The 17054-nt window shown below is 71.8% G+C and carries 15 protein-coding genes; 13 read left to right on the forward strand and 2 right to left on the reverse strand.

The features are described 5' to 3' along the window. Positions 1-16: 16 nt before the first annotated feature. Positions 17-1216 carry a helix-turn-helix domain-containing protein gene (locus B079_RS0102825; protein WP_018544257.1) on the reverse strand — a complete coding sequence of 400 codons (1200 nt, stop codon included), beginning with the start codon at positions 1214-1216 and terminating at the stop codon, positions 17-19. Between the two features lie 385 nt (positions 1217-1601). Further along, complete coding sequence (locus tag B079_RS0102830; protein ID WP_018544258.1) at positions 1602-2855, reverse strand: ATP-grasp domain-containing protein; 1254 nt, start codon at positions 2853-2855, stop codon at positions 1602-1604. A gap of 433 nt (positions 2856-3288) precedes the next feature. On the opposite strand from B079_RS0102830, the gene B079_RS0102835 reads away from it, so the two are divergent. From B079_RS0102835 to B079_RS0102895, 13 genes are all read left to right on the forward strand, one after another. Then, positions 3289-3468 (forward strand): hypothetical protein, encoded by a 180-nt coding sequence (locus B079_RS0102835; protein WP_018544259.1) that lies wholly within the window; start codon positions 3289-3291, stop codon positions 3466-3468. A 60-nt stretch (positions 3469-3528) separates the two neighbouring features. Further along, on the forward strand, positions 3529-4875 hold the full coding sequence (locus B079_RS0102840; RefSeq protein WP_018544260.1) for a lysine N(6)-hydroxylase/L-ornithine N(5)-oxygenase family protein: 1347 nt from the start codon (positions 3529-3531) through the stop codon (positions 4873-4875). A 311-nt stretch (positions 4876-5186) separates the two neighbouring features. Beyond that, positions 5187-5549 (forward strand): cupin domain-containing protein, encoded by a 363-nt coding sequence (locus tag B079_RS0102845; RefSeq protein ID WP_018544261.1) that lies wholly within the window; start codon positions 5187-5189, stop codon positions 5547-5549. A gap of 2 nt (positions 5550-5551) precedes the next feature. Further along, positions 5552-7189 carry a class I tRNA ligase family protein gene (locus B079_RS0102850; protein ID WP_018544262.1) on the forward strand — a complete coding sequence of 546 codons (1638 nt, stop codon included), beginning with the start codon at positions 5552-5554 and terminating at the stop codon, positions 7187-7189. Positions 7190-7193: 4 nt separating this feature from the next. Continuing rightward, positions 7194-8363 carry an FAD-dependent oxidoreductase gene (locus B079_RS31245; protein WP_018544263.1) on the forward strand — a complete coding sequence of 390 codons (1170 nt, stop codon included), beginning with the start codon at positions 7194-7196 and terminating at the stop codon, positions 8361-8363. Continuing rightward, on the forward strand, positions 8360-9721 hold the full coding sequence (locus B079_RS31250) for an MFS transporter (protein WP_018544264.1): 1362 nt from the start codon (positions 8360-8362) through the stop codon (positions 9719-9721). The genes B079_RS31245 and B079_RS31250 overlap by 4 nt, the downstream gene beginning before the upstream one ends. Positions 9722-9738: 17 nt before the next feature. After that, on the forward strand, positions 9739-10983 hold the full coding sequence (locus B079_RS0102865; protein ID WP_018544265.1) for an ATP-grasp domain-containing protein: 1245 nt from the start codon (positions 9739-9741) through the stop codon (positions 10981-10983). A 47-nt stretch (positions 10984-11030) separates the two neighbouring features. Continuing rightward, entirely contained in the window at positions 11031-11894 is an 864-nt protein-coding gene (gene ddaH, locus B079_RS0102870) for a dimethylargininase (RefSeq protein WP_018544266.1), read from the forward strand. Between the two features lie 27 nt (positions 11895-11921). Next, on the forward strand, positions 11922-12281 hold the full coding sequence (locus tag B079_RS0102875) for a hypothetical protein (RefSeq protein WP_018544267.1): 360 nt from the start codon (positions 11922-11924) through the stop codon (positions 12279-12281). Beyond that, positions 12278-14062, forward strand: coding sequence for an ABC transporter substrate-binding protein (locus B079_RS0102880; protein ID WP_018544268.1), 1785 nt, complete (start codon positions 12278-12280; stop codon positions 14060-14062). The genes B079_RS0102875 and B079_RS0102880 overlap by 4 nt, the downstream gene beginning before the upstream one ends. Continuing rightward, positions 14052-15338, forward strand: coding sequence for a cation:proton antiporter (locus tag B079_RS0102885; protein WP_018544269.1), 1287 nt, complete (start codon positions 14052-14054; stop codon positions 15336-15338). The genes B079_RS0102880 and B079_RS0102885 overlap by 11 nt, the downstream gene beginning before the upstream one ends. Then, positions 15335-16324: a clavaminate synthase family protein gene (locus B079_RS0102890; protein WP_018544270.1), complete on the forward strand. Its 990-nt coding sequence runs from the start codon at positions 15335-15337 to the stop codon at positions 16322-16324. The genes B079_RS0102885 and B079_RS0102890 overlap by 4 nt, the downstream gene beginning before the upstream one ends. Positions 16325-16355: 31 nt before the next feature. Next, positions 16356-17036, forward strand: a complete 681-nt coding sequence (locus tag B079_RS0102895) for a hypothetical protein (RefSeq protein WP_026248290.1) — start codon at positions 16356-16358, stop codon at positions 17034-17036. Positions 17037-17054: the final 18 nt, after the last annotated feature.

A 17054-nucleotide genomic window follows, 5' to 3' on the forward strand; every position in this document is an offset into this window, starting at 1 on the left:
GGTCGTGGGCTTCGGGTCAGCCGTGCGCGGGGGCGAGCACCCGGGCCAGCGTCGGCTGGAGATCGCGTACGGCCTTGCTGCTCCGGAACCTGGAGAGTTCGCGCGCCAGCCGCCGGATGTCGCTGTTCACCGTCGCCGAGGGGACGGCCGGCATCACCCCCAGGAGCTTCCCGGCGATCGCGCACGCGTGCTCGACCTCGCCGGAGGCGGCGTGGGCCAGGGACCTGCGAAAGCCGTAGCGGGTACGGGCGCGCAGCGCGTACGGCGACAGGCGGCGGTATTCCCGGTCGAGGACTTCGGCGGCGGCCTTGGGGTGACCGAGGTCGTACAGGCACCAGCCGGTCGTCATCGCCGCGGGATCGTTCACGTGGGTGGTGCCGATCACGGGCTCGGCGCCGCTGCGGGCGTCGTCGCTGTCCAGCAGCTCCCGTGCCTTGTCGAGACTGCGGAGGCAGGCGCGTTCGTCGCCGACCAGGGCGTGCCCCTGCGCCTCCCGCTGGGCCGCGAGTCCTCTGATGCGCGGCGGGAGTTCATCGCTCTGGGCGCTGCGGGCCAGGCCGATGGTGGCCGCGGCGTCCCCGTCGTAGAGGGTGACCAGGGCGCGTCTTACGAGCGCGTAGGAACCGAGGTGCGGATCACCACCGGCGCGCGCCAGTTCGGCGGCCTCGGCGGTCCAGTCGAGCGCCGCGCCGCTGTCCCCTGCCTCTTGGGCCATCCAGCCGGTGAACTCCGCGAACCGTGACGCGAGGACGAGTACGCGGGCCCGAGCGGCGGACGGGGCGTCGGCGGCCAGCTCGACGACCGTGCGCGTCTGTATCTCCAGCAGGGGAAGCAGGACCTTCGGCGCGGTGGACTGCCCGAGCTTCCGTAACTGGTCGAACTGGGCGCGGAAGGAGGGGAGGAGGGAGCCTGTGGCGGCGGAGGCCCGACCGCCGCCCTGGAGGTCGACGAGTGCCCCCGTTCCCGCTGCGAGGACCACCCGGCGTCTGACGGTCCCGGGGCCGGGGGAGCCGGAGGTCTCGGCGGCGTCCGAGCCGGTCCCGGGGGCGTCGACCAGGCGCCGCAGCTCGCCGTTCGCACCGAGGAAGGCGTCGCACCGGCGGGCCAGTTCGGGCGAGGCGGAACGTTTCCCGCGCTCGACCTTGCTGAGATGCCCCTTGTCGTAATTGAGCGCCACGGAGAACTGGGTCAGAGTCAGCCCCGCCACCTGCCGCAATCGGCGAAGTTCCGGGCCGAAACGTGAAGCCGTGCTCAATGCTGCCCTCCCCCTCGAACAGCGACCGCGAGAGCCGTGCACCCTCGCGGGGAACCTCCGCTCGACGTTCACCGACCGACGGGAAGCCCGACGGCAGGCACCCATCGTGACGGACCTGTCTCGCTTCGCATCCGAGAGCGAGTTTGACACGAGGCACACGTCGAGGATCGGGGTTCGCCCGTGTTGCCCGTTGCCTCTTCGCTCCCCGGCGCTCTCGACGACCGGACCGGCCGCCCTCCGGCCACGCCCTCGTCACCGGTCCGACGCTTTTCAGGGGCGTCAGTTCCCAGGTTTCTGCGGGGCGGTGGCTCATCCGGGCAGTCTCGTCGCCCCGGGGCACGTGGTTCTAGGGCAGGGGGGTGTGCGTCAAGCGGGTTGCCGCCGTCGCCTCCGTGAGGCGCTTCTCGCAGGTGGGGTGGTCCGGGGCCGTGCAGATGACGTAGGCGTAGCGGCTCAGGTAGCCGCTGGGGGGCAGGCGGAGTTCGGTGCCCTCCGGAGCGATCGGTTCGGCTTGGAGGAGGCCGGGGAGGGTGGTGGGGGAGGGGACCGACACCGACTGGACGCGGCAGTCGTGGGGCGGGTAGGCGAAGCGGATGCCCGCGGTGCGGTGTTCGGTGGGGGTGAGGTCGGGGTGGTGGCCGAGGGCGAGGTCCGCGGCGACGCGGCCGGGGCTGATGCCGGTGGCCAGTTCGCCGAGCCAGGGGATGAGGTCGCCGCCGAGACGGGCGTTGACCTCGACCACGACGGGGCCGCGCGCGGTGAACAGCACCTCGGTGTGGGTGATGCCGGTGGAGACGTGCAGTGCCTCGTGGGCCGACCTGAGGACGCGCAGCAGCTCCGGGTCGGTCAGCAACGGGTCGGCGGCGTCGACGACATGGCCGGTCTCCTCGAAGTACGGCGCGAAGCCGGTCTGCTTGTGGGCGAGGAACACCGGCTCGTACACCCCCTCCACGCTGACCCCGTCGACGCTGATCTCCGGGCCGGTCATGAACTCCTCCAGCAGGACACCGCCCTCGTAGTCCGGTGAACCGCCGTGCCCGGCCCGCTCGGCCATGGTGAAGGCGTCGTCGAACGCGGCCGGGTCGTCGACGCGTACGACGCCGATGCTGGCGCCCATCCCGCGCGGCTTGAGCACCATGGGGAAGCCGACCGAAGCCGCCGCCTCGCGCGCCTCGGCCAGGGTGTACGCGAGGGCGAAGCGGGGCTGCGGCAGCCCGGCCTGGGTGAGGGCGGCGCGCGTGCGGTGCTTGTTGCGGCAGCGGTCGGCGCCGTCCGCGGTGAGCCCCGGCAGGCCCAGCTTCTCGGCGATCAGCGCGGCGGTCGTCACCAGCGTCTCGTCGTAGGTGAAGACGCCCGCGATCCGGTGCGCGGCGGCGATCTCCTGGACCGTGGCGAGGATGCGCTCGCGGTCCGGGACGAGCCGGTCCCGGTCGAGCAGGGGCACCACGTTCCAGCCCGTCACATGGGGGCGCTGCCAGGTCGGCTCGGCCGCGTCGATCAGCCACACCGGGTGCCGTTCGGCGGCCGAGGCGAGCAGATATTCGCGGTAGCGCTGCTGGCCGCTGCCGATCACCAGCAGGACGTCGGTCTGTGCGGTCATGGGGCCGGCTCCTCAGCGTCGACGTGATCGGGGACCGCGGACCGGTCCCGTTCTCCACCATCGCCGTCCGCCCCCGGGCCGGTGGGGTGTGCGGGGGGCCGGAAATCCGCCAGGCGGGAACCTGCGGGCCGCGTGAATCAGATGAACAGCCGCAAAATACCAAGAAGATGATCAAAAGTGGATGAAGATCCACCCGCACTGTGCCGATTGCCGGACTTCGGGTGGTCGCTCACCGCCTCCGGAACGGTGCGTTCATCGCCTTTTGCCGGTGTATGGGCGGTATATCCATGTGTCGTATTCCTGCCAGGCGGTTTGACGGTCGGGAGGGAATCCCGCACTCCGCCCGACGGGCTGTCAGTGTGGCCGAGGCATCCCGGCGAGACCGCCGGTTGAGGCCCAGAGCCCCTTGAAACCAACGATCCGAGGAGCACCTATGTCCCGCGCCCGTGCAGCCGTGGTCGCCGCCGCGCTGTCGTTCACCGCCCTGGCGGCCCTGACCGGCGTCGTCCACGGGACCGACGACTCCGGCTGGGGTTCGGTCCGGGCGGCCGACTCCGGTACGAGCCACTCGTTCCCGCGGGCCGAGGGCGCGGCGGGCGAGCCGCGCGTCTGAGGCCGTTCCGCCGCTTTGGCCCACCGCAAGGAGTAACGCCACCGCACCGAGGGGAAGTTCATGTCCAACCACGACGTCGAAGTCCTGGCCATCGGAGCCGGTCCGGCCAACCTGGCCCTGGCCGTGGCGCTCGAGGAGCTGGCGCCCGCGAGCCTGGCGGACCGCACCCTCCTGCTCGAACAGGGTGACCAGGTCGCCTGGCAGCGCGGCATGCTGCTCCCCTGGTCGCAGAGCCAGGTCTCCTTCCTCAAGGACCTCGTGACCCTGCGCAACCCGAGGAGCAAGTTCTCCTTCGTCAACTACCTGCACGAGACGGGGCGGTTGGAGGACTTCATCAACCTCGGGACCTTCACCCCGTACCGCAGCGAGATATCCGACTACCAGCGCTGGGTGGCCGAGTCCCTGGACCACGTCAAGGTGCGCTACGGCTCCCGCGTCACCTCGCTTCACCCGCGCCGGGACGGAGGAGGCGCGGTGGACGGCTGGGTGGCGCACCTGGCGGACGGCACCACGGTCACGGGCCGTCAGCTGGTGGTGGGCGCCGGACGCGACGCCAACATCCCGGCGGTCTTCCAGGGCATCGGCGCGGACCGGGTCATCCACAGCACCGAGTACATGGACCGGATCGCCGCGCGACCACGCACCCCGGGACAGCGGGTCGTGGTGATCGGCGGGGCGCAGAGCGCGGCCGAGATGTACCACTCGGTGCAGCAGGACCTGCCCGGCTGCGAGCCGACGCTGGTCATGCGCTCGATCGGCTTCAACCACTACGAGACCAGCAAGTTCACCAACGAGCTGTTCTACTCGGGCTTCGTCGACGAGTTCTTCCAGGCCGAGCCGGAGGCGCGCGCCCGCATCCTCCAGGAGATGCACCGCACCAACTACGCCGGTCTCACCCCGCCCATGCTGGAGCAGCTGTACCGGCAGGTCTACCTGGACCGGATGCGCGGCCGGGACCGGCAGTCGATCCGGGTCATGACGCAGGTCACCGCGGCCCGGGACACCGGCGAGGAGCTGGTCCTGACCCTCGCCAACCAGCTGACCGGCGCCGAGGAGGAGATCTCCTGCGACGTCGTCCTGCTGGGCACCGGCTTCCGCTCCGAGCAGCCGGCCGTCATCCAGGGTCTGGCCGACGCGCTGGGGCTCAAGAGCGTCGAGGTCGGCCGGGACTACCGGCTGGACATCGGCGAGCAGCCCACCGCCACCGTCCATCTCCAGGGCGTCAACGAGGCCACGCACGGCATCGCCGACTCGCTGCTGAGCATCCTCGCCCGGCGCAGCGAGGAGATCGCCCGGAGCCTGATCCGCCATGCGGCACCGGGTACCGACGCGGACGCCGACGCCGACCCGGCCGAGCCCGCCGCCCCCGGCCGGAACCGCGAGCCGGTCGTGGCGGGCCGCCACTGACCCGTCTCCCGCCGTCGAGCGGCTCCGCCTCGCTCCACCGCCCCGCCGGACGGACGGCACCACGGTCCGTCTCGCGTCACCGGACGGGACGGCACCACGGTTCGTTTCGCCCCGCCGGACGGGACGGCGCCTCGATCCGCCCGCTCTCGCCGGACGGGCCGCGACTCCGGTCCGTCTCCCGCCGCCGGGGGACGGCATCGCGACCCACGGCCCCCGCCGGAGGGACGGCACCTCGATCCACCGCCCCCGCCGGACGGCCCCCGCCCCCTGTCCCGCTCACCCCCCCCGCCCCATCGGCCGAAGGAACTCCCTTGGACATCCGTCATTTCGACCGTGCCGCGCTGAGCACGGAGAACAGCTGGTCGCAGCGGCTGCTGCCGTGGCCCACGCTCAACGCGCCCTTCGAAGGGGCCCAGAGCGTCATCCGGGCCGGGTCCGCCTCCCCCCGGCACGCCCACCACGAGTACGAGATCTTCATCGCGGTCAAGGGCGAGGCGTGGATCGAGTCGCACGGCGAGCGGCTGCCGTTCGTCGCGGGCGACATCGTGCACTTCCCGCCGGGCAAGGAGCACCAGGTCATCAACGAGACCGACACCGACTTCGAGATGTTCAGCATCTGGTGGGACACCGACATGTCCCGGGTCTTCAGCGCCCGGCACGAGAGCGAGGCCTGACCATGGCCTCCTCCGACGAGCTGGGCGACCGCCGCGTCATCGTCATCGACACCCCGCCCACCCCCAACGGCAGCCTGCACATCGGCCACCTCGCGGGCCCGTTCATCGGCGCGGACGTCCACGCGCGCTATCTGCGGGCCACCGGCCGCAGCGTCCTGTACTCCTCGGGCACCGACGAGAGCCAGACGTACGTACTGGCCAGCGCCCGCAAGCTGGGCGTCGCCCCCGAGGAACTGGCCGGCCGCTCCTGGCAGGGCATCCGCGACACCCTGGCCACGATGGGCATGTCCGTCGACGGCTTCGCACCGTACGACGACGGCTACCGGGCCACGGTGCTGCGGTTCGTGCGGGAGCTGTACGACGCCGGGAAGTTCCGCACGCGTACGGTGCGGCTGCCGTACTCGGAGAAGTCCGGTGAGTTCCTGGTCGAGGGGCTGGTCTGCGGCGACTGTCCCGTCTGTCTCTCGGAGAGCCGGGGCGGCCTGTGCGAGACCTGCGGGCACCCCAACAACTTCGACGAGCTGATCGGCGCCCGCTCCACCGTCGACCCCACCGACGTGCTGACCACCCGTGAGGCCACGATCCTCGTCCTGCCCATGGAGGAGTACCGGGACCGGCTCACCACCTACTACGCCGAGAAGCTGCCCTACCTCCGGCCGCACATGGCCCAGCTCATCCGCGAGCTGCTGGACCGCCCGCTGCCCGACTTCGCGATCACGTACCCCATCGGCTGGGGCATCCCGGCGCCGTTCCCCGAGACGCCGGGGCAGGTGATCAACGCCTGGGTCGAAGGCATCCCGGCCGTCATGTACACCACCGACTACGCGGCCCGGCAGCTCGGCGAGGAGACCGAGTCCTCCGACGAGCTGTGGCGGACCCGGCGCGACCACGAGCTGGTCTACTTCATCGGCTTCGACAACATCTGGTTCTGGGGCCTGACCCATCTGGCGCTGATCATGGCGCACGAGGGCCGGTACATCGTGCCGGACGCCATGGTGGTCAACGAGTTCTACGAGCTGGAGAACGAGAAGTTCTCCACCAGCCGAGGCCACGTCCTGTACGCCGAGGAACTGCTCAAGGAGGTCCCCCGGGACCTCGTGCGCTTCTACCTCGCGCTGGCGAACCCGGAGAACCAGCGCACCAACTTCAGCCGGGCCGCCCTCGACAAGGTGACCGACGAGCGCCTGGTCGGGCCCTGGGAGCGGCTGCGCGCCCGGCTCGCCGAGGCGACCGAGCGGGCCGGGGACGGCGCGCTGCCCGTCTCCGACCGGGCCCGCAAGCACGCGGCGATCATGCTGGACCGCTTCGCCGGCTGCTACGAGCTGGAGAGCTACAGCCTCACCCGCGCCGCCGACCTGATCTGCGCCCAGCTGGAACGGCTGGACCGCTGGGCCGAACAACTCGACCTGACGGCAGGCGAGTTGGACCGTACGGCGCTGGGTGATCTGTTCGTCGAGGTCCGGGCGCTCATCGCCTGTGCCGCGCCGATCCTGATCGACCTGGCCGAGGCGGCGACGCTCACCGGCGGGTTCGACGGCTCCATCGGCTTCGAGGGCTTCGCGGTCTCCGAGGTCAAGCCGTTCGCGCTGCCCTCGTTCGCGCCGCCCTCGTCCGACACGCCCCCGGAAGAGGTCGGCTGACATCGTGCGGATCATCGTCGTGGGCGGCGGGGTCATCGGCCTCCTCACCGCGCTGGAGTGCTCCCTGGCCGGTGCCGAGGTCGACGTCGTGGAGCGGGGCACGATCCCCAACCCCGAGGCCACCTCCTACGACCGGCACCGGGTGCTGCGCGCCCTGCACCCGGGTCCGGCGGAGGCCGCCGCCGCCGTCGAGGCCCACCACCGGTGGGCCGAGGTGGAGTCCCGGCTGCGTACGGTCGTCTACCACCGGGTGGGCGCGCTCACCGTACGGGGGCCGGGCGAACCCGAGGCGTCGCAGGCCGCGTTCGCCGAACTGCCGGGCGCGCTCCGGCTGGACGAGGACGAGATCACCGCGCGGTACCCCCAGCTGCGGCTGCCGCGCGGCAGCCGGGCCGTCCTCGAACGCGACGGCGGCGTCCTGCTCGCCGACCGCATCCTGGCCGGTGCCGCCGAGGTACTGGCCGCCCGGCCGGGGGTGCGGCTGCTGCCGGGGCATCAAGTGACCGGCGTCGAGGCGCCGTTCGGCCTGGTGCGCCTCGCGGACGGCACCGTGCTGCGTGGCGACGCCGTGGTGGTGGCCGCCGGACCGTGGTCGCGCGAGCTGCTGGCCCCGGAGTTCTCCGGCGGTCTGACGCTGTACCGGCAGACCCAGCTGATGTGCGCGGTGCCGCCGTCCCTGCGCGGACTGTGGGAGCGGACCCCGGCCATCCCCTCGCTCGGCACGGCGGAGGGCGCCTGGCTGGTGCCGCCGGTGGGCGGTGCCCCGCTGAAGCTGAGCGCGGCGGTCGCCTGCCGTCCGGCCGAGCGCACCGGCGACCGCACCGCGCCCCGCGAGGTGCGCGCCCGTCTCGTACGGCACTTCGCCTCGCTGCTCAGCGGCTTCCGGGCCGAGTGGATCGAACGGGCCGAGGACAGCTACTACCTCGCCGACCGGGAGACCCACGGCCCGGTCCTCGGACAGCTGGGCGACGCCAACGCGTGGATCTACGCCGCCTGCGGCGGGTCCTCGTTCAAGTTCGCGCCGCTGATCGCCCGTTCCCTGGCCGGACGGGCCCTGGGCACGGGACCGCGCGTGCCCACCGGTCTGACCGCCGTCGACCATCCCGTCCGCATGCCCGGCGAACTCTCCCTCGCCGCTTCCCTCCACCACTCGACCACAGGAGTCGCACCATGACCGCCGCACTGCTCGCCGGGCCCGATCAGGCGGGAGGGCCGCCCAAGGCCGACCGTGCCGAGTGGCTGATCCTCCCGGCGAACTTCGTCACCTTCCTGGGCAACGGCATCCAGCTGCTCGGTGCCTCCCTGCTGGTGCTGGAGAAGCAGCAGACCACGCTGTCGGTGGGCTGGCTGTTCATCGTGCTGGCCATTCCCCAGGTACTGCTCTCGGTGCCCTTCGGGCGGCTCGTCGACCGGTTCGACCGGCGGGTGATGTGCCTGGTGTGCGACGTGGCGAGCGCGGTGGTCGCGCTGGCGCTGCCCCTCGCCATCGCGCTGGGGGCGTCGACGCAGTACACGGCCTACGCGGTCACCTTCGCCCTCTCGGTGATCGCGGCGGCGTTCAACCCCGCGAGCAACGCGCTGGTGCGCGAGCGGGTGCGCTACGAACGGCTCGGGCCGTTCAACGCCAACTTCTCGATGTCCACGCAGGCCGGTTCGCTGCTGTCGGCGGCGGCGGGCGGCTTCCTGATCCAGATCTTCGGCCTGATGCCGGTGTTCTATTTCAACGCCGTCACCTTCGCGTTCTCCGCGCTCTGCTGGATGCTGCTCGGCAACAAACCCGCGGTGAACGCCGCCGAGGCCACCGAGGAGGGGGCCGAGGCACCGGCGACCGGGGGACCGGTCAAGCGCCTGGGGCTGCTCCTGACGGTCGGCAGCGTCAACATCACGGTCAGCAATGTGCTGCTCGTCGTCCTCGTCATCCAGGTGTTCAAGGAGCGGGCGGGCGTCTTCGGCCTGGTCGACGCGCTGGCCGGAGCGGGGATGCTGGTCGGCGCGGCGGTCTACAAACGGGTCTCGCACCGGTTCTCCAACCTCACGCTGGCCGCCTTCGGCTTCTTCGGCAACGCGGCGCTGATCGCCGTGGAGCCGTTCCACATCGCCGGTCTGATGGCGGCGATCCCGTTCGCCGCGTTCTCCTTCGGCTTCGCGGCGATCTCCTCGCGGACCCTGCTGATGCGCGCCATCGAGGACAGCCGCTCGGGCCGGGTGTTCGGCACCGTCAACGCGGTGAGCCTGGCCAGCGGCCTCGTCGCCACGATCGCGCTGTCCTACCTCGCCGACCACCACTCGGTGGCCTCCGCCTTCTGGGCCCTGTCCGTGCTGATCGGTGTGGTCCCGCTGGTCACGATCGCCACCCTGCGGGGCTTCTACGCACAGCAGGCGCGGGAGCAGGAGCAGACGGCCCGGGCGAAGACCGCCGAGCCCGCCGCCACCCCTGCCCCCACCGCCGAGCCCGCCGCGTCCACCGCCCCCGACCTGCCCGGCGCGCCGGACGCGACCGAGGCCGCCGTGGCCCCGCCGCCCGCCCACTGACCGAAGGAGCACGAGCCATGAAGCTGCTCGCCGTCGAGGCTCTGCAGAACGCGCACTACTACCTGTCGCGGTACGGCCAGGTGGAGGAGTTCGGGGCTGACCTGTACGTATTGAACGGTGTGGGCGAGGAGGACTACTGGCCCGCCGACCGCTACCGCGTCGTCGGCTCCCAGCACATCGACGACATCGTCGCCGCCGCCCGCGCCTGGCACGAGGAGGAGGACTTCGAGGGCGTGCTGACGTTCTCGGAGGCCGGGGTCGTGGCCGTGGCCGCGGTCGCCGAGGCGCTGGGCCTGCCCGGCGTCGGCGTGGAGGCCGCCCGCACCAGCCGCAACAAGTACCTGATGCGCCAGGCCCACGAGAAGGGCGGCGCCCCCGTCCCGGGCTTCCGCCTCGTGCCCGAACTGGCCGACGCGCTCGCCGCGGCCGAGGAGTTCGGCTACCCGGTGATCCTCAAGCCGACCCTCGGCGCGGCCAGCAACTTCGTCTTCCGGATCGAGAACGCGGACGACATGGCCGAGCGCTTCCCGCAGGCGCTCGCGGGCATCGACGACATGTCCTGGTACCGGATGGAGGCCCAGGGCATCGACCTCGGCCCGCAGGGTCTGCTGGTGGAGTCCTTCCTGGACGGCCGGGAGTTCCTGTGCGAGGCGGTCGCCTGGGACGGCGAGGTGTACCTCGGCTCGATCGTGGACCGGGTCACCGTCGAGGGCGACACCTTCGACGACGACGTGCACGCCGCGCCGACCTCGCTCGCCCCCGACCAGATCGAGGCCCTGCACCAAGCGGTCCGCGCCGGGGTCCGCGCCCAGGGCGTCACCCACGGCACGCTGCACGCCGAGGTCCGCTACCACCAGGGCGTGCCGCACATCCTGGAGATCGCGATCCGGCCCGGCGGCGGCGGGCTCGACCACATCGCCCGGCTGACCGCGGACCACTGCCCGATCCGCACCCTCATGGACACCGCCCGCGGGGTCCACCCGAAGACCGGTCCGTACACCCCGACCGGTGTGCACATCGCCGGCATGGCGCTGCTGTGCGACTCGGGGCGGATCGCGGAGGTCGTCGTCCCGGACGAGGTCACCGGCTCCGACAAGGTGTTCTTCTTCAAGATCACGGCCCGGCCCGGGGACGTCATCCGCCGCCCCCCGGAGGGCAATTCCATCCTCGGCTTCCTCGGTGTCACCGGCACCTCGTTCGAGGACGCGATGAGCACGGCGACGGACCTCGCCCGCGCCATCGACGTACGGCTCACCCGCTGACCACCGTCACCCGGCCCGACTCCGTTCCCACCACCCCAGGGAGAGACATGCCGTACACCGAACCGATCCTGCCGCAGCACAGCGCCGAGGGGACCGGTGCCCGCACCGTGACCCCGCGCAGACTGCTGATGTGCCGTCCCAGCCACTTCGACGTGCACTACTCGATCAACCCGTGGATGCACCCGGAGAAGCCCGTCGACACCGAGCTGGCGCTCGCCCAGTGGAACACCCTGCGGGCGCTGTACGAGGAGCTGGGGCACACCGTCGAGGTGATCGAGCCGGTGGCCGGGCTGCCCGACATGGTGTTCGCCGCCAACGGCGCCACCGTCGTCGACGGCAAGGTGTTCGGCGCGCGTTTCCGGCACGCCGAGCGCACCGCCGAGGGGCCCGCCTATCTCGACTGGTTCCGCGCCCAGGGCTACACGGAGCTGCGGTGGCCGGAGTACATCAACGAGGGCGAGGGCGACTATCTGCTGGCCGGGCGCAGGCTGCTGGCCGGTACGGGCTTTCGCACCGACCCCCGCTCGCACGCCGAGGCGCAGGAGTTCTTCGGGGTGCCCGTCACCGGACTGACCCTGGTCGACCCGGAGTTCTACCACCTGGACACCGCGCTCGCGGTGCTGTCCGACACCGAGGTCATGTACTACCCGGCGGCGTTCACGCCGGGCAGCCGGGCCGTGCTGCGCGAGCTGTACCCGGACGCGATCCTCGCGACCGACGCGGACGCCGCGGTCTTCGGCCTCAACGCCTTCAGCGACGGCCGCAACGTCCTGCTGCCGCAGGCGGCGACCCACCTCATCGACGCACTGCGCGCCCGGGGCTTCGCGCCGCGCGGCGTGGACCTGTCCGAGCTGCTCAAGGCGGGCGGCAGCGTCAAGTGCTGCACGCTGGAGCTGCGCGACGCCGCCTGAGCCATCCCACCAGCCACGGAGCGCAAAGTGATCAACTACGACGGCAAGCGGTTCAGGAAGGTGACGGCAGGCCCCGAGGCCCCCGTCGCGCACTACCGCCAGGACGGCGACCTGGTCTGGGGCTCCTCCGCGGGCGCGGACGTGCGCCGCGGCTCCCTGACGGGTCTGGCCGCCCCCGACGGCACGCTCACCTTCGCCTACACGATGGTGCTCGCCAACGGCCGGACCGTCTCCGGCCGTTGCGAGAGCGTCCCCGAGGTCCTGCCCGACGGCCGGATCCGGCTGCACGAGACCTGGGAGCGGTACGGCCCCGACGCGGACAGCGGCACCTCCTGCATCGAAGAGCTTCCCCGTGACGTCACTTCCCCCGAGCGAGGACAGTCATGACCCGGACTCCGCGCAAGGGCGGCACCATCAGCTGGGCCTGCACCCCCGGCTTCCCGCCCGCCTGCATCTTCCCGCTGCTGCCCCCGGGCCGGTTCGGCGCCCGCAGCCTCTACGAGTTCCAGATGCTGATGTACCGGCCGCTGTACTGGTACGGCACCCAGGGCGACGCCCGCGTCGACCACGAGCTGAGCATGGCCGAGCCGCCCGAGTGGAGCGCGGACGGCCGCACCGCGACCCTCACCGTCAAGCCGTACCGGTGGTCGAACGGCGAGACGGTGAACGCGGACGGCGTCATGCTCTGGATGCATCTGCTGGAGGCGAAGAAGGAGGAGTACGGCGGCTATGTGCCGGGCTTCTTCCCGGACAACCTGACCTCCTACGAGAAGGTCGCCGAGGACAAGGTCCGCTTCACCTTCGACAGGGCGTACGCGCACAACTGGGTCCTGATGAACCAGTTCAGCCTGATCACGCCGCTGCCGAAAGCCTGGGACCGTACCGCCGAGGGCCCGGCCGACGCCACGCACCACAAGGAGCAGGCGTACGCCGTCTACGACTACCTGATGGCGCAGAACGGCGACGTGTACGCGGAGGACAACAGCGCCCGCACCCGCTGGCCGGACAGCCCCGTCTGGTCGGTCGTCAACGGCCCCTGGAAGCTGGCCGAGTACACGAGGGACGGCCTGGTCCGGATGGTGCCCAACCCGTCCTACTCCGGCCCGAACAAGCCGTACGCCGACGAGTTCCGCCTGGTGCCCACCGACACCGACGAGCAGCAGTACGGGTGGCTGGAGGAGGGCCCGCACGGTCCTGACGCCATCCACATGGGCTTCCTGCCCTTCGACCGGATCACCGAGCCCACCACCGACCCGACGACCGGCGGCCCCAACCCGCTGGCCGAGCACTACCGGATCGTCCCGCAGATCCTGTACTCCATCCACTACTTCCCGTTCAACTTCTCCAACCCGACGATCGCCGGGAAGATCTTCCGCCAGCTGTACTTCCGGCAGGCCCTGCAGACCTGTCTCGACCAGGACGGCTCCTTCCGGGAGATCTACCAGGGCTACGGCTATCCGACCTACGGCCCGGTCCCGGCCCTGCCGGTCACCGAACTGCTCTCCCCGGCCCAGAAGTCCAACCCGTTCCCCTTCGACGTGGACAAGGCCCGGCGGCTGCTCGCCGACAACGGCTGGGACACCTCGGTCACCCCGGCCATCTGCGTCAACGCCGGTACCGGCGCGGGCCAGGCGGGCGAGGGCATCCCCGAGGGCACCCGGCTGACCGTCACCCTGCGGTACGCCTCCGGGCACGAGAAGACCCTGGCCCGGCTCCTGCGCACATTCCGCGACGACGCCGCCCGGGCCGGCATCGAGCTGGTCCTCGAAGAGGTGCACCCCTCCGTCCTGGTCGGCCAGGACACCACCGGCACCACCACCTGGGAGCTGTCCTGCTGGAACGGCGGCTGGGTGTACGGGCCGAACTTCCACCCCACGGGCGAACTGCTCTACCGCACCGGCGCGGGCTGCAACTTCGGCAGCTACTCGGACCCGGTCGCCGACGAGCTGATCGAGAAGACGGTCACCAGCGACGACCTCGCCGACATGTACGCCTACCAGGACTACGTGGCCGAGCAGGTCCCGGTGATCTGGATGCCCAACTTCCCGCTGCGCGTCTTCGAGGTCGCGCACGGCCTCCAGGGCGTCGAACCGGTCAACCCGCTCGGCTTCATCAACCCCGAGAACTGGTACTTCACCGAGGATCCGGACAGCTCCGATGGGCACTGAGCTTGCCGTCGGGCTCCCGACGCTGGAGCCGACGGGGCATCTGCTGCTCGCCCTGCCGGTCATGATGATCTGCTGTCTGCTGGCGGGCCGCGTCTCCGTCCGGCTGGGCCAGCCCCCGGTCATCGGCGAGATCCTCACCGGCATCGCGCTGGGCCCCTCGCTGCTGGGCGCCGTGTGGCCCGAGGGCCAGCACTGGCTGCTCCCCGCGGACATGCTCCCGGTGATCAACGCGCTCGCCCAGCTCGGCCTGGTCATGTTCATGTTCCTGGTCGGCTACGAGCTCCACCTCGGCCATGTCCGCGACCGGGGGCGCACCGCGATCCTCGTCAGCAACGTCAGCATCGCCGTACCGCTGCTCGGCGGGGTGGCGCTCGCCTTCGCCATGTACCACCGCTTCGCCGCCAAGGACGTCGGCTTCCCGGCGTTCGCCCTGTTCATCGCGGTGTCCGTGAGCATCACCGCGTTCCCGGTGCTCGCCCGCATCCTCACCGACCGGGGGATCGACCGCACCCCGGTCGGGGCGCTCGCGCTGACCTGCGCGGCCGTCGACGACATCACGGCCTGGTGTCTGCTGGCCCTGGTGACCGCGCTGGCCAAGGGCGGCTCACCGCTGTCGGTCCTGCTCACCGCCGCGCTGACCCTGGCGTTCATCTGCGCCGTGTGGTTCGGGCTGCGACCGCTGCTGGCCCGCGCCGTCCACCGGCTGCCGAGCAGCCGGGGCACCCTGCCGCTGCTGCTTTCCGGGCTGCTGCTGGCCGCGTTCACGACCGACTGGATCGGCATCCACCCGATCTTCGGCGCCTTCCTGTTCGGGTCCGTGCTGCCCCGCGACAGCGCCGTCGTGGCGGGGGCCGTGGACAAGATGCGCTCGCTGACCCTGGTCATGCTGCTCCCGCTGTTCTTCGTCCAGTCCGGCCTGAACACCGAGTTCCGGCTGATCGGCGCCGACCCCGTGCTGTGGGGCTGGTGCGCGCTGATCACCGCCGTCGCCGTCCTCACCAAGTGGGCCGGCAGCGCGGGAGCCGCCAAGCTCACCGGGTTCGGCTGGCAGGACTCCGTCTCCCTCGGCGCCCTCATGAACTGCCGTGGCCTCACCGAGCTGGTGGTGCTCGGTGTCGGTCTCCAGCTCGGCGTCATCACCCCCACCGTCTTCACCATGCTCGTGGTGATGACGCTCGTCACCACCATGCTCACCGCTCCCGCCCTGACCCTGATCGACCGTGTGTCGGCACGCCGGACGCACGCCGCTCCACGTACGGAAATGGTGATGAAGTGACCGTGACAGCAGGCATCCCGACCGGGTCCGGCCCGGCGGAATTCGCCCTGACCCCCGACGACTCGGCCCGCATCGAGGCGGCGGCCCGCGACCTGTGCGGCACGCTGCTGGACGTGGACGACCCGCGCTGGGTGGCCGCCGCCCGCTCCGCGTGGGAGGAACTGCCCCCCGCGCTGCGCCGCGCGGCCCGCGCGTACCGCCGCGACTCCGGTCCCACCGGCGCGCTCCTGATCCGCGGGCTGCCGGTGGACGCCACCGCCCTGCCGCCCACCCCGACCGTGAAGGGGTCGGTCCAGCGCGAGGCCAGCGTGTCCGCCGCGGTGCTGCTGATGATGGCCTGCGGCCTGGGCGACCCGGCCGCGTTCCGCGCCGAGAAGTCCGGCGCCCTCGTCCAGGACGTCGTACCGGTGCCCGGCCAGGAGAGCTTCCAGGGCAACGCCGGTTCGGTGGCGCTGATGATGCACAACGAGAACGCCTTCCACGGGCACCGCCCCGACCATGTGATGCTGCTGTGCCTGCGCGCCGACCCCGAGAGCGAGGCGGGGCTGCGCACCGCGGGCATCCGCGAGGCGCTGCCGCTGCTGCCGCCGCCCGTCGTCGAGGCGCTGTCCAGGCCGGAGTTCTCCACCCAGCCGCCGCCCTCCTTCGGCGCGCGGAGCGAGGCCACCCCGCACCACCCGGCCCTGTTCGGCGACCCCCACGACCCGGACGTCCGCGTCGACTTCGCCGCCACCTCCGGGGTGACCCCGCGCGCCGAGGAGGCGCTGCACGCCCTGGAGAAGGCGCTCGACGACGTGTCGTACACCATCCCGCTGGCCGCCGGTGATCTGGCGATCGTCGACAACCGGGTGACGCTGCACGGCCGTACGGCGTTCTCCCCTCGCTACGACGGCAACGACCGCTGGCTGCAGCGCACCTTCGTGCTCACCGACCTGCGCCGCTCGCGCGGCTACCGGCCGCAGGACGGCTACATACTGTCCCGGTGATCACGCCCCCCTTCCCCTCCCAGGAGTAGTCGTGCCCCAACTCCCCATGAACCAGGACTTGTTGATCACCGCAGTGCGGCGGTTCGCCCAGTACAAGCGGGTCGACGAGATCTGGCACGACTACGTCTTCGCCACCGCAGGGCGGCCCGATCTCGCCGAGCCCGCGCACCGCAAGGCGCTGCTGCGCTGGCTCAACGCGGCGGGCTGCCGCATCCGGTATCCCAAGCCGGGCGAGCCGGACCCCTTCGACGAGGGTCTGGCCGCCTGGTGGCGGAGCCGGGGAGCGGACCTCCCGCACCGCGCGCTGGCCGAACTCACCGACGCCGACACCGACGCGCTCGGCGACTGCTTCACCGAACTCGCCGGGACGCCCGCCGCGCTGTCCCCGGCCACCGGCCGCGTCCGCGCGCTCGGTCCGACGGCCGCCGCGAAGGCCCTGCACGCCCTGCGCCCGCACACGCTGATGCCGTGGGACGAGGCGATCGCCGCCCATCTGCACGGCGCCCGCGACGGAGCGGCGTACGCGGCGCACCAGCGGCTCGGCCGCGACTGGGCGGCCCGGCTGCTGTCCGAGGCGCGCCTGGGCCCGCGGATCGAGGACGCGCTCGCCTTCGCCGAGGTGGTGGGCCGCCCCGCCCGCCCGCTGCCCAAGATGCTCGACGACTACTGCTACCTGGCCATCACCGCGGGCGCCGGGCCGACGCCGACGTAGGACGGCCGCCCGGCCCCC

Origin of the sequence: Streptomyces sp. LaPpAH-108 (genome assembly GCF_000373625.1) — a bacterium.
Classification (GTDB): Bacteria; Actinomycetota; Actinomycetes; order Streptomycetales; family Streptomycetaceae; genus Streptomyces.

Excerpts from the sequence above, each read along its gene's own strand:
- B079_RS0102830 (WP_018544258.1), bottom strand. The coding sequence starts at position 2,855 with ATGACCGCACAGACCGACGTCCTGCTGGTGATCGGCAGCGGCCAGCAG.
- B079_RS0102835 (WP_018544259.1), top strand. The coding sequence starts at position 3,289 with ATGTCCCGCGCCCGTGCAGCCGTGGTCGCCGCCGCGCTGTCGTTCACC.
- B079_RS0102840 (WP_018544260.1), top strand. The coding sequence starts at position 3,529 with ATGTCCAACCACGACGTCGAAGTCCTGGCCATCGGAGCCGGTCCGGCC.
- B079_RS0102850 (WP_018544262.1), top strand. The coding sequence starts at position 5,552 with ATGGCCTCCTCCGACGAGCTGGGCGACCGCCGCGTCATCGTCATCGAC.
- B079_RS31250 (WP_018544264.1), top strand. The coding sequence starts at position 8,360 with ATGACCGCCGCACTGCTCGCCGGGCCCGATCAGGCGGGAGGGCCGCCC.
- B079_RS0102865 (WP_018544265.1), top strand. The coding sequence starts at position 9,739 with ATGAAGCTGCTCGCCGTCGAGGCTCTGCAGAACGCGCACTACTACCTG.
- ddaH (WP_018544266.1), top strand. The coding sequence starts at position 11,031 with ATGCCGTACACCGAACCGATCCTGCCGCAGCACAGCGCCGAGGGGACC.
- B079_RS0102880 (WP_018544268.1), top strand. The coding sequence starts at position 12,278 with ATGACCCGGACTCCGCGCAAGGGCGGCACCATCAGCTGGGCCTGCACC.
- B079_RS0102885 (WP_018544269.1), top strand. The coding sequence starts at position 14,052 with ATGGGCACTGAGCTTGCCGTCGGGCTCCCGACGCTGGAGCCGACGGGG.